Genomic DNA, 18,156 nt, shown 5'->3' with positions numbered 1-18,156 from the left:
GGCTGATTCCCATGTCCGACCCGTACTCGTCGGGGCCGTACCCGCCGCAGCCCTACGCCCACGCCTACGGGACGACGTGGGGTAGCGCGCCCGCATACGTGACCGACCGCCGCGTGGTCGACCCAGCCGTCGTGGTCATCGCCTGGGTCCTCGCTGTGCTGAGCGGGTTCTACATGCTGCCCTGGGCGATCGCCGCGACCCGCGGGCGCTCCAACCACGGCATGATCGCGCTGATCAACGTCCTCCTCGGGTGGACCTTCATCGGATGGGTCGTGGCACTCGTCATGGCGTGCCAGTCGCACGCCGTCATCGGCGGCGCCGGGGCGCCCTTCGCTTCGACACCTCCAGGCTGGTACCCGAGCCCGCAGGGCGGGCAGGAGTTCTGGGACGGCGTGCGTTGGACCGGCCAGCGAGCTCCGTGACGGTCGTCTGAGCCTGGCCTTGGTGCGTTCCCTGCGCTAGCGCCTGGCGACCTTGACGGTCGCTGGCGACCGAAGGATCACGGTGCGGTAGTTCTTCTTGGTGACCTTGACCCGCACGGAGATCTTCTTGCCGCGGTACTTCGCGGCCACCTTGTACTTCGCCTTCGTCGCCTTGGGGATCTTCTTGCTGCCCGCATACCACTGGTAGGTCTGCTTGGTGCCCTTGGCGTCGACCTTGGGCTTGACGATCTTGAGCGTCCTGCCGACGCGTGCCTTCCCCTTGATCGCGGGCTTCCTCGTGACGGTGAGCTTCCCCTTGAGCACCTTCGGTGCGGTCTTCACCGAGGCAGGCCGTGCGCCGGGGCCGGCCGCGGTGACGACCGCGTGGATCGTCTTGCCCTCGTACTTCGGCAGCAGGTAGAACGACGGCCTTGTGGCGCCAGCGACGGGCTTCCCGCTGACGTACCACTGGTAGGTGATCTCGGGCGCGGCGGGTGCCCAGTTCCCTGACGAGACGGCGAGCGTCCCGTAGCGGGCGAGCTTGCCCGACACGGTCGGCCGCGTCGTCGCCCGCCGCACGACGTCGGGCCGGGTCGTGTCGACCGTATAGAGCCGCACGTCGTACGGTGCGAAGCGCGTTCCGGGCGCCTGGTAGAAGGTCGCGGGAAACACCACGCGGCTTCCGAGCACGGTCGCTCCCCGCGCGGAGCTCTGACCTGATGTGACGCTATCGAATCCTCCGCTCGACAGGGCGAACGTTCCTCCGGCAGTGCCGTCGCTGCGCCACAGCACGTACCCGCGCGAGCTCCAGGCGGTGAAGTAGATCTTGCTGCCGACGACGACCGGCACGCTGTCGAGCACCCCGGGCAGGCGGGTCACCAGCCTGGTGCCGCCAGCGGTCCCGTCGGAGATCCACAGCTCGGCGCCGCTGAACATCGCGACCCGCGAACCGAGCGCGGTCAGGTGCACCCGGTTGCTCTGCACGCCGTGCGTCACCCCGGGCACGATGTCCTTGACCACCCGGGTCCCCGCAGGCGTCCCGTCGCTGCGCCACAGCTCGACGCCGGTGACGGCGTCGTCAGGCGTGTAGAAGAGCGTCCGCCCGACCGTGACCGCTCCGCCCGGAGGGACGTACGTGCCCCGCGCTGGCTGATGGTCGAAGACGAAGCGCGTGCCGTCAGTCGTGCCGTCGGAGTACCAGAGCTCCTTGCCGGTCACCGAGTCGTCAGCGAGGAAGAAGATCCCGCGGTCGGTCGTCGCGAGGAACTCGGGGTTCGACCGGTTCTCGCGCCCCACGTCGGGAGCGATGTTCTTCACGAGCTGCGTCCGCGTCCCATCGGTGCGCCACAGCTCGTTGGGGGTGGCGCCTCCGACGATGCTCAGGTTGAGATAGAGGTGCCCGCCGAACGCGATGCCGGTCTCGACGTTGCCGCGAACGTCGTCGGGCAGCTCCCGCAGCACGGCGGTTCCGGGGTCTACGGTCCTGACGGCGCTTGACCAGGTGGCGAAGAGCCGGTTCCCGACAGCGGTGAGTCCGTGCACGCGCGCGCGGCGGCCGTCGCCGTCCCGGAGAGGGACGGGGGCGCCCGCCCCCTCGATGTACCAGAGGCCAGCAGCGACACCCTCAGCGTCGACGCCGTCGTTCGTCGAGAAGTAGAGGCGGTTGCCTGCCACCGTGAGGAAGCGCGGGGTGGAGCCGCTTGCGGCCCCTCCGACGGCGAAGTCTTTGACGAGGGTCGCTCCATCGGCGCTCCCGTCGGTGCGCCACAGCTCGGTGCCACGCGTCCCGTCGTCGGCGACGAAGTAGAGGGCGCCGTTGAACGCGATGCGTTCCCCGATCGAACGGAACACCTGGGTGGTCACAGCCGACACCTGATCGGCGGCGGCCGGGGTTCCGGCGAGGAGAGACACCACGAGGGCGGTCGCCGCTACGGCGGCCACGGAGGTTCGTCCTGTTCGCATGACTGCTCCTGACGATCGGGCGCCGTCCGGCCGAGCGGACCGACTGGGTGCGTGCGCTCAACGTAGCGACACCCTGTCAGGTTGGGAGGGGGGAAAACCCATCGCCCTCACCTAGCCCGGGCACCTCACCCTCGACGACGCAGCGCCCCACCCCGCACGAGACCGTGCGGGGTGGGGCGCTGCGCCGTCTAGCGCTGTGTCAGCGCTTCTTGGTGAGGTGCTTCTCCTTGACGGGCTCGTCGCCCGCGGCGCGCAGCGCGCGGTAGTAGGCGCGCGCCTCGTCCTGACGCTCCTTCTCCGCACCCGTCGCGATCGAGGCGCGCAGGTGCTCCGGACCGTAGCCGAACGCGTCGACGAGGTCCTGCGCGTGCGGGCGCAGGCGCAGCACGAGCCGGTCGATGTAGCTCGACACCGTGCGGGCGCGCTGCCCGGTAAGGCGCCCGTTCATGAGGTACCAGGCGAGGTTGCTCTCGATCACCGTGAGGCCGTACAGGTCGCGCACCCAGGTGAGGACGCGACGCGTGCCCTCGTCCTCGACGTCGAGCAGCGCCTTGGTGAACGCCTCCCACTGGACGAGCTCCGCGTGGGCCTTCGCCATCTCGATGAGCTCGTGCTGGTTCTGGTTGAACAGCGCGGCCGCCTCGGCGGCGGGCAGCTTCGACGCGGGGCGCAGGCGCCCGGCGACGTGCTCGACCATCGTCTCGACGCGGTCCGCGAGCAGCGAGCGCTGCGCCTCCTCGCCGCGCAGGTGCCCGACGGCGCGGCGCCGCTGGCCCTGGTCGGTGATCGTCTGGAGGGCGCGGGCGACGGGCGTGCCGTACAGGACCGTGTCCGCGGCGCGCTCGACGACGAGGCGGGCCATGCCGCCAGCGTCGATGTTCTTGAACTCGTTCGCGTAGTCGGTCAGCAGGCGCTTGCCGACGAGCTGCATGAGCACCGTGTTGTCGCCCTCGAACGTCACGTAGATGTCGAGGTCCGCGCGCAGGCCCGTGAGGCGGTTCTCCGCGATGAAGCCGGCGCCACCGCACGCCTCGCGGCACTCCTGCAGGGTGCTGAGCGCCGTCCAGGTCGACGAAGCCTTGAGCGCGGCCGCCATCGTCTCGAGGTCCTCACGCGACTCCGGGGTGTCCATCTCGCCCGAGAAGACGGCGTGGAACAGGTCGAGCAGGCGGTCGTGCGCGAAGTGTGCCGCGTACGTGCGCGCGATCAGCGGGATGAGGCGGCGCTGGTGCCGCCCGTAGTCGAGGAGCACCGTCTCCTCGCCGTTCGCTCCCGGGAACTGCCGCCGCTCGTTGCCATAGCGGACGGCGATCGCGAGGCCGATCTTCTGCGCGTTGACGGCCGCGCCGTCGAGGGACACGCGTCCCTGGACGAGCGAGCCGAGCATCGTGAAGAAGCGGCGGCCCGAGCTCTCGATCGGCGACGAGTACGTCCCGTCGGGCGCGACCGAGCCGTACCGGGCGAGAAGGTTCTCGCGCGGCACGCGCACGTTGGTGAAGTGGAGTCGGCCGTTGTCGATGCCGTTGAGGCCGCCCTTGACGCCGTCGTCCTCCCCACCGATGCCCGGCAGGAACGCCCCCGCGGTCCCGTCCGGGTTCTTCTCACGGATCGGCGTGTAGAAGGCGTGCACGCCGTGGTTGACGCCCTTGGTGATGAGCTGGGCGAAGACGACCGCGGCGACGCCGTGCTTGCCCGCGTTGCCGAGGTACTCCTTCCACGCCGCCTTGAACGGCGTGTGGATGACGAACTCCTGCGTCTCCTCGTCGTACGTCGCGGTCGTGGCGACGGACGCGACGTCAGACCCGTGACCGATCTCGGTCATCGCGAACGCACCCGGCACGTCGAGCGTCATGGCTCCCGGCAAGAGGCGGTCGTGCTGCTCGGGGGTGCCGAGGTGCAGGATCGCCGACGCGAACAGGCCCCACTGCACGCCCGACTTGATCTGCATCGACGGGTCCCCCGCGACGAGCTCCTCGAAGCCGGCGAGCGAGCCGCCGGCGTCGTCGGCGCCGCCGAGGCGCTCAGGGAAGGCGCGCAGCACCTTCGCCTCGGTGACGAGCAGCTTGAGCTGGTTCAGGACGCGCTCGCGGTGCTCCTCGACGGACATGCCCTCGATCTTCTGGAAGCGCGGGTCGCCCACGATGGCCCGGGCGAACAGGCGCAGGTCCCCCCACCGGCCGAGAAGCTGGTGCGTGAGGCTCGCGACGTCGACGCGCGCCTCCACGTCAGCGTCCTTGGCCGAGGGTGCAACGGTGGTGGTCATCGGGACTCCTTTGTCTCCACGGGTCTTTCGGGTGCGGGGCTCGTGCCCCGGTAGCTCAGGGGGTCGTGCTGGACTGCGGGACCATGCCGCTGCCGGGGCCGACCCAGAGCCATGCGGTGATCTGTGCGGCGACGTGCGCGGCGTCGGGCGTGCCGGGCTCGTGGCGGCGCGAGAGCCACCACTCGCCGGTGCCCGTGACGAAGCCGACGGCTCCGGCGGCCCAGGCGTCGACCTGGGCGGTGTCGTAGCTGCCGACCTCTTCGGCGAAGGGGCGGGCGACGAGGGCGACGACGGAGTGCATGAAGTCGCTCAGCGGCGCCTGCTGCGCGGTGAGGGGTGCGTCGCCGGAGTGCTTGACGACGGAGTTGGCGACGGAGGCGTTGCGGGTGACGAAGTAGTAGACGCTCGGCGAGTGCTCGATCATCTGCAGGTAGGCGCGCACCATGGCCTCGAGCGAGGCGCGGGGCGTGGGTTGGTGCTCGGACGCCTGGGCGAGAGTCGCGCGGATCGCCTCGACGACGGCTTCGCCGACGGCGTTCTGCAGGCCTACCTTGTCGCCGAAGTAGCGGTAGAGGATGGACTTGGAGGTGCCGAGCTCGCCGGCGATCTCGTCCATGGAGAGGTCGGGGCCGCGGCGGTGCACGGCGCGGCGTGCGGCGTGGGTGAGCTCGGTGCGGCGCGCTACCCGGTGGCCTTCCCACCGGGTGGAGCGGCCGTCGGCCGCGTCCGTCTGTTCGACGACGTCGTTCGCTCGCATGGCTTCCTTGCCTGTTCGATGCCTGGTGTCGGGTACCTCACGGGGTGACCCGGCTCACGAAACCCACAGTATCAGGTACTGTGGGTTCGAGGAACATTCCCAGCAACGGAGCGAGAGGGAACCGATGTCCCAGTCCACCACCCCCACGGCAGACGGCGTCCGCGACGCCTACGTCCTCGGCGGCAACCGTATCCCCTTCGGCAAGGTCGGCGGCGCCTATGCGCGGGCCAGCAACCAGGACATGCTGACCGCCGCGCTCGACGGGCTGATCGCCCGCCACGGCCTGCAGTCCGAGCGTATCGGCGAGGTCGTGGGTGGCGCGGTGCTCAAGCACTCGGCCGACTTCAACCTCGTCCGTGAGTGCGTGCTCGGCACGACGCTCGACCCGCGCACCCCCGCGTTCGACCTCCAGCAGGCGTGCGCGACCGGCCTCGAGGCCGTCGTCACCCTCGGCAACAAGATCCGTCTCGGCCAGGCCGAGTCGGGCATCGCGTGCGGCGTCGACTCGACGTCCGACGCGCCGATCGCCGTGAGCAAGGGCCTGCGCCGCGCCCTGCTGACGGCCGCGAACGCCAAGGACACCGCGACCCGCGTCAAGGCGTTCCTCAAGGTCCGCCCCAAGGATCTCGCGCCCGACGCACCGCGGACCGACGAGCCGCGCACGGGCCTGTCGATGGGTGAGCACCAGGCGATCACGACCGCCCGCTGGGGAGTCACCCGCGAGGCCCAGGACGAGGTCGCCCTGCGCTCGCACCACAACCTCGCCGCCTCGTACGAGCGCGGCTTCCAGGACGACCTCGTCACCCCGTACCGCGGGCTCGTGCGGGACCAGATCCTGCGTCCCGAGACGTCCGCCGAGAAGCTCGCGAAGCTCTCGCCCGTCTTCGGCAAGCGCCTACCCACCCCCGCGACGATGACCGCGGGCAACTCGACGCCGCTGTCCGACGGCGCGTCCGCCGTCCTGCTCGGGTCGCGCGAGTGGGCGCAGGAGCGCAACCTCCCGCTGCTCGCGCGCTTCGTCGACGCCGAGACCGCAGCGGTCGACTTCGTGCACGGCCACGAGGGCCTGCTCATGGCTCCGGTCCACGCCGCGGCGCGCCTGCTCAAGCGCAACGGGCTGCGCCTGGAGGACTTCGACTACGTGGAGATCCACGAGGCGTTCGCGTCCGTCCTGCTGACGACGCAGGCCGCCTGGGCCGACGACGAGTACTGCCGCACCGAGCTCGGCCTCGACGGCGCGCTCGGCACGATCGACCCTGACCGGATCAACGTCAACGGCTCCTCGCTCGCCGCGGGCCACCCGTTCGCCGCGACCGGCGGCCGGATCGTCGCCCAGACCGCCAAGCAGCTCGCCGAGCACCAGCGCGAGCACGGCACGCCCGCCCGCGCGCTCATCACGGTGTGCGCGGCCGGCGGCCTCGGCGTCGCCGCGATCCTCGAGTCCGTCCCCGCCGAGGGAGGCAACTGATGAGCGACAAGTACATCGACCTCGTCAACGGCGGCTTCGGCGGGACCGTCGCCAAGAAGCTCGGCCTGCCGCAGCCTGCGCCGCTGCGCCGGTACAAGCCGGGCGCGGCGCTCGTGCCTGGTCCCGTGCTCGTGCTCGGCCCGGACACCGACCAGACCGACGCCGTCGCGTCCGCACTGCTCGGCTGGGACCTCGAGGTGCACCGCTCCCCCTCGACGGGCACCGCCCGCTGGGGCGCCGTCGTCGTCGTGCTCTCGGAGGTCGACGACGCGAGCCAGCTCGGCGAGCACGTCCTGCCGCTCTCCCCCGCGCTCAAGCAGATGGCCCGTGGCGGCCGTGTCGTGACGATCTCGCGCGCCGCGTCGGGCGCGACGACGCCCACCGCGGCAGCGGCCCGCCAGGCCGTCGACGGTTTCGTGCGGTCGCTCGGCAAGGAGATGCGCGGCGGCGCGACGGCCAACGGCCTCGTGCTCGCGCACGAGTCCACGACTCCGGCCGACGACGGCGTCCTTGCCGCGCTGCGCTTCTTCCTGTCCGCGCGGTCGTCGTTCGTCGACGGCCAGCTCCTCACGATCGGCGACGCGCCCGTCCTCGCCGACGTCACCACCTCCGACGAGGAGCGGCCGCTCGCCGGCCGCGTCGCCGTCGTCACGGGCGCCGCCCGCGGCATCGGTGCCGCGATCGCGCGCACCCTCGCGCGCGACGGCGCGGCGCTCGTCCTCGTCGACGTGCCGGCCGCGGGCGAGCACCTCGCCAAGGTCGCGAACGAGGTGCGCGGCACCGCGCTCCAGCTCGACATCACCGCGCCCGACGCGGGCAGCCGCATCATCGAGCACGCGATCGCGCGGCACGGCGGGCTGCACGTCGTCGTGCACAACGCGGGCATCACGCGCGACAAGCTGCTCGCGAACATGAAGCCCGAGACGTGGGAGTCGGTGCTCGCGGTCAACCTCGCCGCGCAGCTCCGGATCAACGAGCAGCTGCTCGCGTCCGAGCACTTCCGCGACGCGCCGCGCATCGTGTCGCTCGCGTCGACGTCGGGCATCGCGGGCAACCGCGGGCAGACGAACTACGGCGCGTCGAAGGCTGGCGTCATCGGCATGGTGCGTGCGACCGCGCCGCTCCTCGCGGCGGCCAGCGGCGGCACCGGGACCGTCAACGCGGTCGCGCCGGGCTTCATCGTCACGGAGATGACGGCGCGGATCCCGTTCGCGACGCGCGAGGTCGCCAAGCGCCTCAACTCGTTGCAGCAGGGCGGTGACCCGTCCGACGTCGCCGAGGCGATCGCGTTCCTCGCGTCGCCCGCAGGCGGGGCCGTCAACGGCCAGGTGCTGCGCGTCTGCGGGCAGAACCTGGTGGGGGCCTGACATGACCGCGCCACGGTCCCGGACGATCGCGGGCCCGCCGTCCGGCACGAGGGTGCAGGCCCTCGCCGACGTGCCCGGGCTCGGCGGGCTGTACCTGCGCGGCGCCGCCGGCTCGGCGCGCACGAGGCTGCCGGGGGTCCGCCGCGGGGGCGGCGGACCCCCGGCCCTCCCGCCCGTCGCGTACCGCGCGAACGGGCTCCGCGTCGACGTCGACCACCTGACGACGTACCAGCACCTGCTGCGCGAGCCCGGAGCCGACGCCCTGCCGTCGGGGTACCTGCACGTGCTCGCGTTCCCGGTCGCGACGGCGGTCATGGTCCGCGACGACTTCCCGCTGCCGCTGCTCGGCATGGTGCACGTCGCCAACTCGGCGTCGCTCCTGCGCCCTGTCACGGTCGGTGACGAGCTCGAGGTGACGGCGTGGACACAGGACCTGCGTCCGCACCGTCGCGGCAGTCAGCTCGACGTCGTCGCGGAGGTCTCGGTCGACGGCGAGGTCGCGTGGCGCGGCGTGTCGACGTACCTCGCGAAGCACGCGGGCGGTCGGGCGCCGGGCGGCGCCGACCGTACCGACCGCGCCGACGGCTCTCCTGACGCCGAGGTAGGGGCTTCGACGCGAGACAGGGCCTCCCAGGGCCCTACCTCGAGTGCAGACCCCTACGTCGACGAAGGGGCGGAGCGTGACGGCGGCGGGACGGGCAGCCACGGAGCAGGGCGGGACAGCGGCGCGCCCGTCGGGTCGGTCGTGTGGAAGCTGCCTGCTGGCGTCGGTCGGGAGTACGGCGCCGTGTCAGGCGACCGGAACCCGATCCACATGTCGGCGCTCTCGGCGAAGGCCTTCGGGTTCCCGCGGGCGATCGCGCACGGCATGTACACGGCCGCGCGGGCGCTGTCCGACGTCGGGCCGCGCCGCGGCGACACCTACGACTGGACGGTCGAGTTCGCCAAGCCCGTCCTGCTGCCCGGCACGGTGTCCGTCGAGATCACCGAGCCGCAGTCCGGCTCCTTCGAGTACGCGGCGCGCAGCCCGCGCAGCGGCAAGACCCACCTGACCGGGACGGTCACCAGGATCTGACGGGCCCAGCGCACGGCTCCGAAGGGGTGCCGGACCTCGATGGTCCAGCACCCCTTCTGTCGTGTCGTCAGCGCGCCGCGGCCTCGCCCTGCGGCACGTAGCGCACCGGCACCGTGGGCGCGGTCGGTGCGTCCAGCTCAGCGAGCCGGGCCGTGAGACCGGCGCGGGCCGCCGGCCACTCCGAACGCAGGATCGAGAAGTACGCCGTGTCCGAGCGCGTGCCGTCGAAGGCCACCCGGTGGCTCCGCAGCACGCCCTCAGGCTGCGCGCCGAGGCGTCGGATCGCGGCGAGCGAGCGGGTGTTGCGGACGTCGGCCCGGAGCGCGACGCGCTCCATCCCCCACACGTCGAACGCCTGCGAGAGCAGGAGCAGCTTCGCGGCCGGGTTCACGTGCGTCCCCCACCAGCGACGGCCGTAGAACGTGTGCCCGATCTCGACGCGCCTGACGTCGTGCGCGACGTCGTAGAACGCCGTCACGCCCGCGACCGTTCCCGCGGTCGCGTCGACGACGGCGAACGCGACGGCTCCGCCGGCCGCCAGCCGTTCGAGGTGGGCGACCATCGCGTCAGCAGTGTCAGGCAGCGGCACGGTCATGCCGTGCCACATCCCCGCGTCGACGAGGCCGCTCAGGTCGTGAGCGTGTCGCTTCTCGAGGGGTTCGAGCCGGACTCCGTGACCTGACAGGACGAGCTTTTCCATCCGCCCACACTAGGTCGCGCGGCGCGGTCGCGGCTCGAGATTTGTCACGGCCCGTCCGTGGCCGGCCTCGCCTCGGTCAGCGCAGGCGACGGCGGCGCGCGAGGCGTCCGCGGGGCGCGCGCCCTCGACGTGCACCGAGGGGCGGCTGGTCACCGGCCAGCTCCAGGCTCGGCTCCTCGGCCATGCCCAGCTCGGGGACGGACGCGCCGACGGCGGCGAGCGGCGTGGGGCCGTTCGCGTCGAGGAGCGCGGTCGCGTCGGGGCCGCCCAGACCGGCGATCGCGCGCAGCGGGTCGATCCGCGCGAGCAGGCCCTCGCGTACGACGGGCCACTCGGGGGCGAGGATCGAGAAGACGACCGAGTCGACGCGCGACCCGTCCTGGCCGTCGCGGAAGCCGCGCAGCGTGCCCTCGCGGGTCGCGCCGAGCCGCTCGATCGCGGCGAGCGAGCGGACGTTGCGGGCGTCGGCGCGGAGCTGGACGCGGTGCACCCTGAGACGCTCGAAGGAGTGCTCGAGGAGGAGGAACTTGCAGACCGGGTTGACGACGCGACCCCAGACGGCGCGGTCGTAGAACGTCCGGCCGATCTCGACGCGACGAGCGGCGCCCTGGTGGTCGACGAGCGCCGTCGAGCCACGCACCTCGTTGCTCACCTCGTCGACGACCGCGAACGCGTAGCAGCCCTCGAGAGCCTGCGAGTCCTCGATGTAGTTCATCAGCCCGACCTCGCCCACCGGCATAGGTGTGGCCATGCCTGCCCACAGGTCGGGATCGACCATGGCAGCAAGGTCGCCGACGTGCTTGTGCGTCAGCGGCTCGAGGCGAAAACCGTGCCCCGAGAGGGTGATGTCGTGCTCCACGCGAGAATGAAAACACGCGTCAGGGACACCGCCAACACCTGCCGTGTGACCTGTGGGCGAACGCCAGGCGACCACCCTTCGCGAGTGGCGGTTTTCCGCCCCTCACCTCGGGAACCTTGCGACTCACATCACCTCGACGGACGGCCCGGGAACCGCCCCGGAAACACCCTTGACGGACGCCGCGTTCACGCCTCGGACGGAGCGCCGCACCCGCCCGCGAGCGCGACGTTCGCGACGGCCGCCGTCGCGACCAGACCGGACAGCCCGGAGACGTCCGGGAGGGGGCGCCGGTCGTCGCGGACGACCCAGCACCCGTCCTGCACCGCGTAGTCGGCCCGGGTGCCCTCGCGGACATAGCTCGCGAGGGCCGTGACCAGCCGCTCGACGTGCTCGCCGGTCGTCCCCACACCGACGCTCGCGCGCACCGCGCCGTACCGGTGGCCCAGGCGGGCGAGGAGCGGGTGCGCGCAGAACTTCCCGTCACGCACGCCGATGCCGTGCTCTGCCGACAGGTAGGCGGCGACGAGGCCGGGGTCGTGCCCCTCGACGACGAACGTCACGACGCCCACCGGGTCGACGGCGTCGTCCCACGCGCGCAGCACCTCGACGCCCGGGATCTGGGAGAGCCCCTCGACGAGCCGGGCGCGCAGGCGCGCCTCGTGCGCGTGCAGCGCGGCGGGGTCGAGCGCGGCGAGCTCCTCGCACGCGGCCGCGAGCGCGACCGCGCCGATGACGTTGGGCGAGCCGGCCTCGTGGCGGGCGGGCGCGAGCGCCCATGTCGCCGACGCGGCGCCGGCCGCCGGGACGTCGGGCTCGGAGTGGGTGACGGCGCGGACCGCGCCGCCGCCCGCGAGGTGCGGCGTGCCGGCGTCGAGCCAGTCGCGGCGGCCGACGAGCGCGCCCGCGCCGTACGGCGCGTAGGTCTTGTGACCGGAGAAGCCGACGTAGTCGACGTCGAGCGCGGCGATGTCGACGCCGCGGTGCGGGACGAGCTGTGCGCCGTCGAGCACGACGCGCGCCCCTGCGGCGTGGGCGAGCGTGACGACGTCGGCGACCGGCAGGGCCTCGCCCGTCACGTTGGACGCGCCCGTGACAGCGACGAGCGCGTACGGGCGGGCGGCGAGCTCGGCGCGCAGCGCGTCGAGCGTCGCGGCGACGCTCGACGCTCCCGCGAGGACCGCGGCGCCGCCGGGCGCGGCGGCCCAGGGCAGGAGGTTCGCATGGTGCTCGACGTCGAGGACGAGCACGCGCCCCTCCCCGACCGTCGCGGGCACGCAGCCCGCGAGGAGGTTGAGCGAGTCGGTCGTGTTGCGCGTGATGATCGTGACGTCGTGCTCGCGTGCCCCGACGAACGCGCCGATGGTGCGGCGGGACGCCTCGTAGAGCGCGGTCGAGACCTGGGACAGGTAGCCGGCGCCGCGGTGGACGCTCGCGTAGAGCGGGAGCGCCTGCGCGACGCGCGCGGCGACGGACTCGAGGGCGGGTGCGGACGCGGCGACGTCGAGGTTCGCGTAGGTGACGTTACGTCCGTCGACGAGCGGGACGAGGGTGTCGCGGCCGACGACGGGCAGGAGCGCGGGCTCGTCCGTCACGTCGGTGCGGTTCTCAGGACAGGTGGTGCTGGCGATCGACATGGCAGGGCCCTTCAGAGACTGGGCGCTGTGCGCCCGCGCTTGCCGCGGTCGGTCGACCGCAGCCTGGTCGTCACCCGGGGCACCCCGCCGCGAGAGGAGGGTTGCCGGCCAGCAAACCGGGGTTTTGCGCTGGCACTCATGACCGTGCGGACATCGTGCCACCGCCCCTGGAGGCGCGTCAACATCTGAGACGCGATGCCAGTTTCTGAGACCCGCGCTCGGGAACCGCGGAATCTCGCCATTCGCAACGGCCTCGGCAGCACCCCTGCCGGGAGGGTACGATCCCCTCACCATCCAGAGCGGCCGAGTGACGTGGCACGACGACGCCGCAGCAACCCCCCAGCAGGACGAGGGTGCTACCGCCACGTTCGATGCGAACGGAGAACGCCATGAGCTACGCAGGAGACGTCACCCCCGAGGCCGCGTGGGAGCTGATCACCACGACACCCGACGCGATCCTCGTCGACGTCCGCACGCAGGACGAGTGGCGCACGATCGGCGTCCCCGACACGAGCGCCGCCCGCACGGCCGCGCGGTTCGTCGAGTGGAACACCGCCTGGGGACCCAACACCGAGTTCCTCGCCCAGCTCGAGGCCGCAGGCGTCGCGAAGGACGCGACCGTCCTGTTCCTGTGCCGCTCCGGTGTCCGCTCGGTCGCCGCCGCCCAGGCCGCGACGGCCGCCGGCTGGGCCGACGCCCGCAACGTCCTCCAGGGCTTCGAGGGCGCCCAGGACGCGACCGGCGCCCGCACGATCGACGGCTGGCGCAACGCCGGTCTCCCGACCACCACGATCGACGAGGCCGCCCGGTGACCGCGGGGCCCCGTGAGGTCCCCGCATCCTGGCGTCCCGCGACCGTCTCGGTCCGCGGCGGCATCGAGCGCTCCGGGTTCCACGAGACGAGCGAGCCCATCTACCTGACGCAGGGATACGTGTACGGCTCCGCCGCCGAGTGCGAGGCCGCCTTCAAGGGTGAGGCCGACCGCTTCATCTACTCCCGCTACGGCAACCCGACCGTCCACACCTTCGAGCAGCGGCTGCGCCTCATCGAGGGCGCCGAGGGCTGCTACGCGACCGCGACCGGCATGTCCGCCGTCTTCACGGCGCTCGCCGCGATCGTCGGACAGGGCTCCCGGATCGTCGCCGCCCGCGCGCTCTTCGGGTCGAGCCTGACGATCTTCGACGAGATCTTCGCCCGCTGGGGCGTGCACACCGACTACGTCGACGGGCACGTCCTCTCCCAGTGGGAGGAGGCGCTCGCGACGCCCGCGGACGTCGTCTTCTTCGAGACGCCGTCGAACCCGATGCAGGACATCATCGACGTGCGCGCCGTCGCCGACCTCGCGCACCGCGCGGGGGCGACCGTCGTCGTCGACAACGTCTTCGCGACGCCCGTCCTGCAGAAACCGCTCGAGCTGGGCGCCGACGTCGTCGTGTACTCCGCGACGAAGCACATCGACGGGCAGGGCCGCGTGCTCGGCGGCGCGATCCTCGGCAGCGCCGACTACATCGACGGGCCCGTGCAGACGATGGTCCGCCACACCGGCCCGTCGCTCTCCCCGTTCAACGCGTGGGTGCTGCTCAAAGGCCTCGAGACGCTCTCGCTGCGCGTCCGCGCCCAGTCCGACGCCGCACTCCAGGTCGCGACGGCGCTCGAGTCCCTGCCGGGCATCGGTCGGGTCTACTACCCGTTCCTCGACTCGCACCCGCAGGTGGCGCTCGCACGGGCCCAGCAGACGGGCGGCGGCACCGTCGTCACGTTCGACCTCGAGGTGCCGGGCTCGGCATCGCCGGACCAGGTCAAGGAGCGTACGTTCCGTTTCCTCGACGCGCTGCGCGTCGTGGACATCTCCAACAACCTCGGCGACGCGAAGAGCCTCATCACGCACCCGGCGACGACGACGCACCGCAAGCTCGGCCCCGAGGGCCGCGCAGCGGTCGGCATGGCGGAGTCGACGGTGCGGCTGAGCATCGGGCTGGAGGACCCGCTCGACCTGCTCGACGACGTCGAGCAGGCCCTCAAGGCGTGACGCGGCAGGCGTCGGCGGCGTCGAGGTAGGGGCGCGCACGCGAGACAGGGGTCTGCACGGCCCTACGTCGCGTGCACGCCCCTACGTCGCGCGCACGCCCCTACCTCGCGCGGACAGCCCTGCGTCGCGCGACGCGCCTCGTGGCGACCGGCGGACGCCGGCGGCCTCAGACGTACTTGAGCATCCACTCCTTGTTCGGGTCGCGACCGAACTCGGGGTCAGGCACGTCTGACACGTCGACACCCTCGACGTAGCTGTCCGGGTCGATCCGCTCGGGCAGCTCCGCGAAGCGCGCCGCAGCGCGCTCAGGCTCAGGCACCACCGTCTCGTCGCTCATGGCACCACCGTACGCCGCGGACGACCGCCCGCCCAGGGGTGATTTTCACGGCGCCGCCCGTCCAAAGGTCCCACCATTGCGCGCAGATCGACGGCGAGACTGACGACGACGAGAGACCGCCGAGCAGAAGGCCCGCCATGTCCGAGCAGAACGCCCCCGCCTCCCCCGGGCGCATCGTCGTCGTCGGCGCGGGCATGGTCGCCCACCGGCTCGTGGAGCAGCTCGTCTCCCGCGCCCCCGGCGAGGCGACCTGGTCAGCGACCGTGCTCGGCGACGAGGCGCACCTGCCGTACGACCGTGTCCACCTCTCCGAGTTCTTCGGCGGACGCTCCCCCGAGCAGCTCGCGATGGCCCCGAGCGTCTGGGACGACCCGCACGTCACGCTGCGCACGGGCGACGCCGTCGCGTCGATCGACCGGGACGCCCAGTCCGTCACGACGCGCTCCGGCGAGACGTTCGAGTACGACACGCTCGTCCTGGCGACCGGCTCCTGGGCCTGGACGCCCCGTACCGAGGGCACCGACCTCACTGGTGTCTTCAGCTACCGCACGATGGACGACGTCGTCGGGCTTCGGGCCTGGGTCACTGACCGCGCGACCACGCTCGACCGGCCGCTGCGCGGCGCCGTCGTCGGCGGTGGCGTCCTCGGGCTCGAGGCCGCGTCCGCCCTGCAGGACCTCGGCGCCACCGCGACCGTCGTCGAGTTCGCCGACCGCCTCATGAGCGTCCAGCTCGACGACGGCGGAGGCGAGGCGCTGCGCGTCCTGATCGAGGACATGGGCGTCACCGTCCGCACAGGGACGGGCGCGACCCGCCTCGTCGCGGCACCCGACGGACCGGTCGGCCTCATGGTCCTCTCCGACGGCTCGACGCTCGACGTCGACGTCGTCGTGTTCTCGACCGGTATCCGCCCGCGCGACCGGCTCGCCCGCGAGTGCGGCCTCGCGATCGGCGAGCGTGGCGGCGTCGTCGTCGGCCCCACGTGCCGCACGTCCGACCCGGCGATCTGGGCGATCGGCGAGGTCGCGTCGCACGACGGCGAGTGCGCCGGCCTCGTGGCTCCCGGCAACGCGATGGCTGACGTCGTCGTCGACCAGCTCCTCGGCGGCGACGCGGTCTACACGCCCGCGCCAGACGGCACGAAGCTCAAGGGCGTCACGCACGACGGCGTCCCGGTCGAGGCCGCGTCGTTCGGCGACGTCTTCGCGCTCACCCCCGGCGCGCTCGAGGTCACGTTCGCCGACCCGGTCGCCAAGACGTACAAGAAGCTCGTCGTGTCCGACGACGCACGCACCCTCCTCGGCGGGGTGTTCGTCGGGGACTCGTCGCTCTACCCGTCGCTGCGGCCGATGCTCGGCCGCGCCCTCGGCGCGGACCCGAGCGCGTTCCTCGCCCCGGAGGGCGGCGCAGCCGCCCCGAGCGCCGACGTGCCCGACGACGTCGTCGTCTGCTCGTGCGCGAACGTCACCGCGGGCACGGTTCGCGGTGCCGTGACCGACCACGGGTGCACGAGCGTCGCCGAGGTCAAGAAGTGCACCAAGGCCGGCACGGTCTGCGGCTCGTGCGTGCCCCTCCTGACGAAGCTCGTCAACACGCAGCTCGAGGCGTCCGGCGTCGAGGTGTCGCGAGCGATGTGCGAGCACTTCGCGATGTCCCGCCAGGAGCTCTTCGCGCTCGTCCAGGCGGAGGGTCTGCGGACCTTCTCGCAGATCGTCGCCGCGCACGGGCGTGGGCGCGGGTGCGTCATCTGCAAGCCCGTCGTCGCCTCGATCCTCTCCTCGCTCGGCATCGGTCACGTGCTCGAGCGCGACCAGGCGTCCCTCCAGGACACGAACGACCACGTCCTCGCCAACATGCAGAAGGACGGCACCTACTCCGTCATCCCGCGCGTGCCCGGCGGCGAGATCACGCCCGAGAAGCTCGTCGTCATCGGGCAGGTCGCCGCCGACTTCGGCCTGTACACGCGCATCACGGGCGCGCAGCGTATCGGCATGTTCGGTGCGCGCATCGACCAGCTCCCGGAGATCTGGCGGCGCCTCGTCGAGGCGGGCTTCGAGTCGGGGCAGGCCTACGGCAAGTCGCTGCGCGCGGTGAAGTCGTGCGTCGGCAGCTCGTGGTGCCGGTTCGGCGTGCAGGACTCGGTCGGCATGGGCGTGCGGCTCGAGCTGCGCTACCGCGGCCTGCGCACCCCGCACAAGTTCAAGGTCGGTGTCTCGGGCTGCGCCCGTGAGTGCGCCGAGGCGCGCGGCAAGGACGTCGGCATCATCGCGACCGAGCGCGGCTGGAACCTGTACGTCGGCGGGAACGGCGGGTTCACGCCACGGCACGCCGACCTCCTCGCGGAGGACCTGTCCGACGACGAGCTCATCACGGTCGTCGACCGGTTCCTGTCGCTCTACGTCCGTTCGGCGGACCGCCTGCAGCGCACCGCTGGCTGGGTGGCCGAGTACCCGGGCGGCGTGGCCGAGCTGCGCAAGGTCCTCGTCGAGGACTCGCTCGGCATCGCGAGCGAGCTCGAGGCGGCGATCGCGGCGCACGTCGAGTCGTACACGGACGAGTGGGCGGCGACGCTCGAGGATCCTGAGAAGCTCGCCCGCTTCACGTCGTTCGTCAACGCGCCCGACGTGCACGACCCGGACCTCGCGTACACGCCCGAGCGCGGCCAGGTCCGCCCTGCGCGCCCGGGCGAGCCGGCCGACAACAACCCGGTGATCGCCCGCACGATCACCGTACGCTCGTGACCCTCGCGCGCCGCCCCGGCCGGCAGCCGGGACCGCGCTCCACCGAAGGAGAACCATGTCCGCCCACGGCGACCTGACCTGGACCGACGTCTGCGCGCTCGACGCGCTCGTCCCGGAGCGCGGTGCGGCCGCGCTCGTCGAGGGGCACCAGGTCGCGCTGTTCCGGCTCGCCGACGACTCGGTGCTCGCGGTGCAGCAGCGCGACCCGTTCAGCGGCGCGAACGTCGTCTCGCGCGGGATCGTGGGGACGGTCGGCGACGTACCAGCCGTCACGTCGCCGATGCACAAGCAGGTGTGGGCCCTCGCGACGGGCGAGTGCCTCGACGCCGCGGGGAAGGAGCCGCAGGACCTGCGGTCCTACCCGGTCGAGGTGCGCGACGGCGTCGTGCGGGTCGCGGTCAGCTAGACCGGTCCGCTCCCGCCCACGGATCGCCTCGATCCACGCGTGACGTGTGCGTCAGGGCGATCGGTGGGCCCGAGAGGGAACGCCTCGTTGCACACGCGACGTGTGCGGCAGGGCGATCGGTGCGTGCGAGGGGCGC

The 18,156-nt window shown here is 72.4% G+C and carries 15 protein-coding genes and 2 riboswitches; of the genes, 8 read left to right on the top strand and 7 right to left on the bottom strand.

The window, feature by feature from the left end:
• Positions 1–11 precede the first annotated feature (11 nt).
• Positions 12–422, top strand: a complete 411-nt coding sequence (locus ATL41_RS09280) for a superinfection immunity protein (protein WP_098458219.1) — start codon at positions 12–14, stop codon at positions 420–422.
• A gap of 36 nt (positions 423–458) precedes the next feature.
• On the opposite strand, the gene ATL41_RS09275 is transcribed toward ATL41_RS09280, so the two are convergent.
• The 3 genes from ATL41_RS09275 to ATL41_RS09265 all read right to left on the bottom strand — a co-directional run bounded on the left by ATL41_RS09275 (position 459) and on the right by ATL41_RS09265 (position 5,404).
• Positions 459–2,285, bottom strand: coding sequence for a hypothetical protein (locus ATL41_RS09275; RefSeq protein WP_169924542.1), 1,827 nt, complete (start codon positions 2,283–2,285; stop codon positions 459–461).
• A gap of 298 nt (positions 2,286–2,583) precedes the next feature.
• Positions 2,584–4,647: an acyl-CoA dehydrogenase family protein gene (locus ATL41_RS09270; protein WP_098458217.1), complete on the bottom strand. Its 2,064-nt coding sequence runs from the start codon at positions 4,645–4,647 to the stop codon at positions 2,584–2,586.
• Between the two features lie 55 nt (positions 4,648–4,702).
• Entirely contained in the window at positions 4,703–5,404 is a 702-nt protein-coding gene (locus ATL41_RS09265) for a TetR/AcrR family transcriptional regulator (protein WP_098458216.1), read from the bottom strand.
• Between the two features lie 124 nt (positions 5,405–5,528).
• Between ATL41_RS09265 and ATL41_RS09260 the strand changes: the two genes are divergently transcribed.
• From ATL41_RS09260 to ATL41_RS09250, 3 genes are read left to right on the top strand one after another with little or no spacing between them, the layout of a single operon-like run.
• Positions 5,529–6,872, top strand: a complete 1,344-nt coding sequence (locus ATL41_RS09260) for an acetyl-CoA C-acetyltransferase (protein ID WP_098458215.1) — start codon at positions 5,529–5,531, stop codon at positions 6,870–6,872.
• Positions 6,872–8,239, top strand: coding sequence for a 3-oxoacyl-ACP reductase (locus ATL41_RS09255; protein WP_098458214.1), 1,368 nt, complete (start codon positions 6,872–6,874; stop codon positions 8,237–8,239). The genes ATL41_RS09260 and ATL41_RS09255 overlap by 1 nt, the downstream gene beginning before the upstream one ends.
• Position 8,240: 1 nt before the next feature.
• On the top strand, positions 8,241–9,314 hold the full coding sequence (locus ATL41_RS09250; RefSeq protein WP_098458213.1) for a MaoC/PaaZ C-terminal domain-containing protein: 1,074 nt from the start codon (positions 8,241–8,243) through the stop codon (positions 9,312–9,314).
• A gap of 67 nt (positions 9,315–9,381) precedes the next feature.
• On the opposite strand, the gene ATL41_RS09245 is transcribed toward ATL41_RS09250, so the two are convergent.
• From ATL41_RS09245 to ATL41_RS09235, 3 genes are all read right to left on the bottom strand, one after another.
• The gene (locus ATL41_RS09245) at positions 9,382–10,014 is read right to left on the bottom strand and encodes a GNAT family N-acetyltransferase (RefSeq protein WP_098458212.1); all 633 of its coding nucleotides are present in this window, start codon (positions 10,012–10,014) and stop codon (positions 9,382–9,384) included.
• Positions 10,015–10,090: 76 nt separating this feature from the next.
• On the bottom strand, positions 10,091–10,873 hold the full coding sequence (locus ATL41_RS09240) for a GNAT family N-acetyltransferase (RefSeq protein WP_098458211.1): 783 nt from the start codon (positions 10,871–10,873) through the stop codon (positions 10,091–10,093).
• A gap of 185 nt (positions 10,874–11,058) precedes the next feature.
• Positions 11,059–12,507: an aminotransferase class V-fold PLP-dependent enzyme gene (locus ATL41_RS09235; protein ID WP_098458210.1), complete on the bottom strand. Its 1,449-nt coding sequence runs from the start codon at positions 12,505–12,507 to the stop codon at positions 11,059–11,061.
• A gap of 30 nt (positions 12,508–12,537) precedes the next feature.
• Positions 12,538–12,651, bottom strand: a riboswitch (SAM riboswitch).
• Between the two features lie 143 nt (positions 12,652–12,794).
• A riboswitch (SAM riboswitch) is annotated at positions 12,795–12,885 on the top strand.
• Between the two features lie 11 nt (positions 12,886–12,896).
• On the opposite strand from ATL41_RS09235, the gene ATL41_RS09230 reads away from it, so the two are divergent.
• Complete coding sequence (locus tag ATL41_RS09230; RefSeq protein WP_098459028.1) at positions 12,897–13,319, top strand: rhodanese-like domain-containing protein; 423 nt, start codon at positions 12,897–12,899, stop codon at positions 13,317–13,319.
• Positions 13,316–14,536, top strand: coding sequence for an O-succinylhomoserine sulfhydrylase (locus tag ATL41_RS09225; RefSeq protein ID WP_098458209.1), 1,221 nt, complete (start codon positions 13,316–13,318; stop codon positions 14,534–14,536). The genes ATL41_RS09230 and ATL41_RS09225 overlap by 4 nt, the downstream gene beginning before the upstream one ends.
• A gap of 166 nt (positions 14,537–14,702) precedes the next feature.
• Here ATL41_RS09225 and ATL41_RS09220 read toward each other — a convergent pair whose 3' ends face one another.
• Positions 14,703–14,873, bottom strand: a complete 171-nt coding sequence (locus ATL41_RS09220) for a heme biosynthesis protein HemY (RefSeq protein ID WP_098458208.1) — start codon at positions 14,871–14,873, stop codon at positions 14,703–14,705.
• Between the two features lie 137 nt (positions 14,874–15,010).
• Here ATL41_RS09220 and nirB point away from each other — a divergent pair, with 137 nt between their 5' ends.
• Positions 15,011–17,614, top strand: coding sequence for a nitrite reductase large subunit NirB (nirB, locus tag ATL41_RS09215; RefSeq protein WP_098458207.1), 2,604 nt, complete (start codon positions 15,011–15,013; stop codon positions 17,612–17,614).
• 55 nt (positions 17,615–17,669) lie between these two features.
• Positions 17,670–18,020 carry a nitrite reductase small subunit NirD gene (gene nirD / locus ATL41_RS09210; RefSeq protein WP_098458206.1) on the top strand — a complete coding sequence of 117 codons (351 nt, stop codon included), beginning with the start codon at positions 17,670–17,672 and terminating at the stop codon, positions 18,018–18,020.
• Positions 18,021–18,156: the final 136 nt, after the last annotated feature.

It is taken from the genome of Flavimobilis soli, assembly GCF_002564025.1.
Taxonomy (GTDB): Bacteria; Actinomycetota; Actinomycetes; order Actinomycetales; family Cellulomonadaceae; genus Flavimobilis; species Flavimobilis soli.
This window is presented reverse-complemented; position numbering and strand designations above follow the sequence as displayed.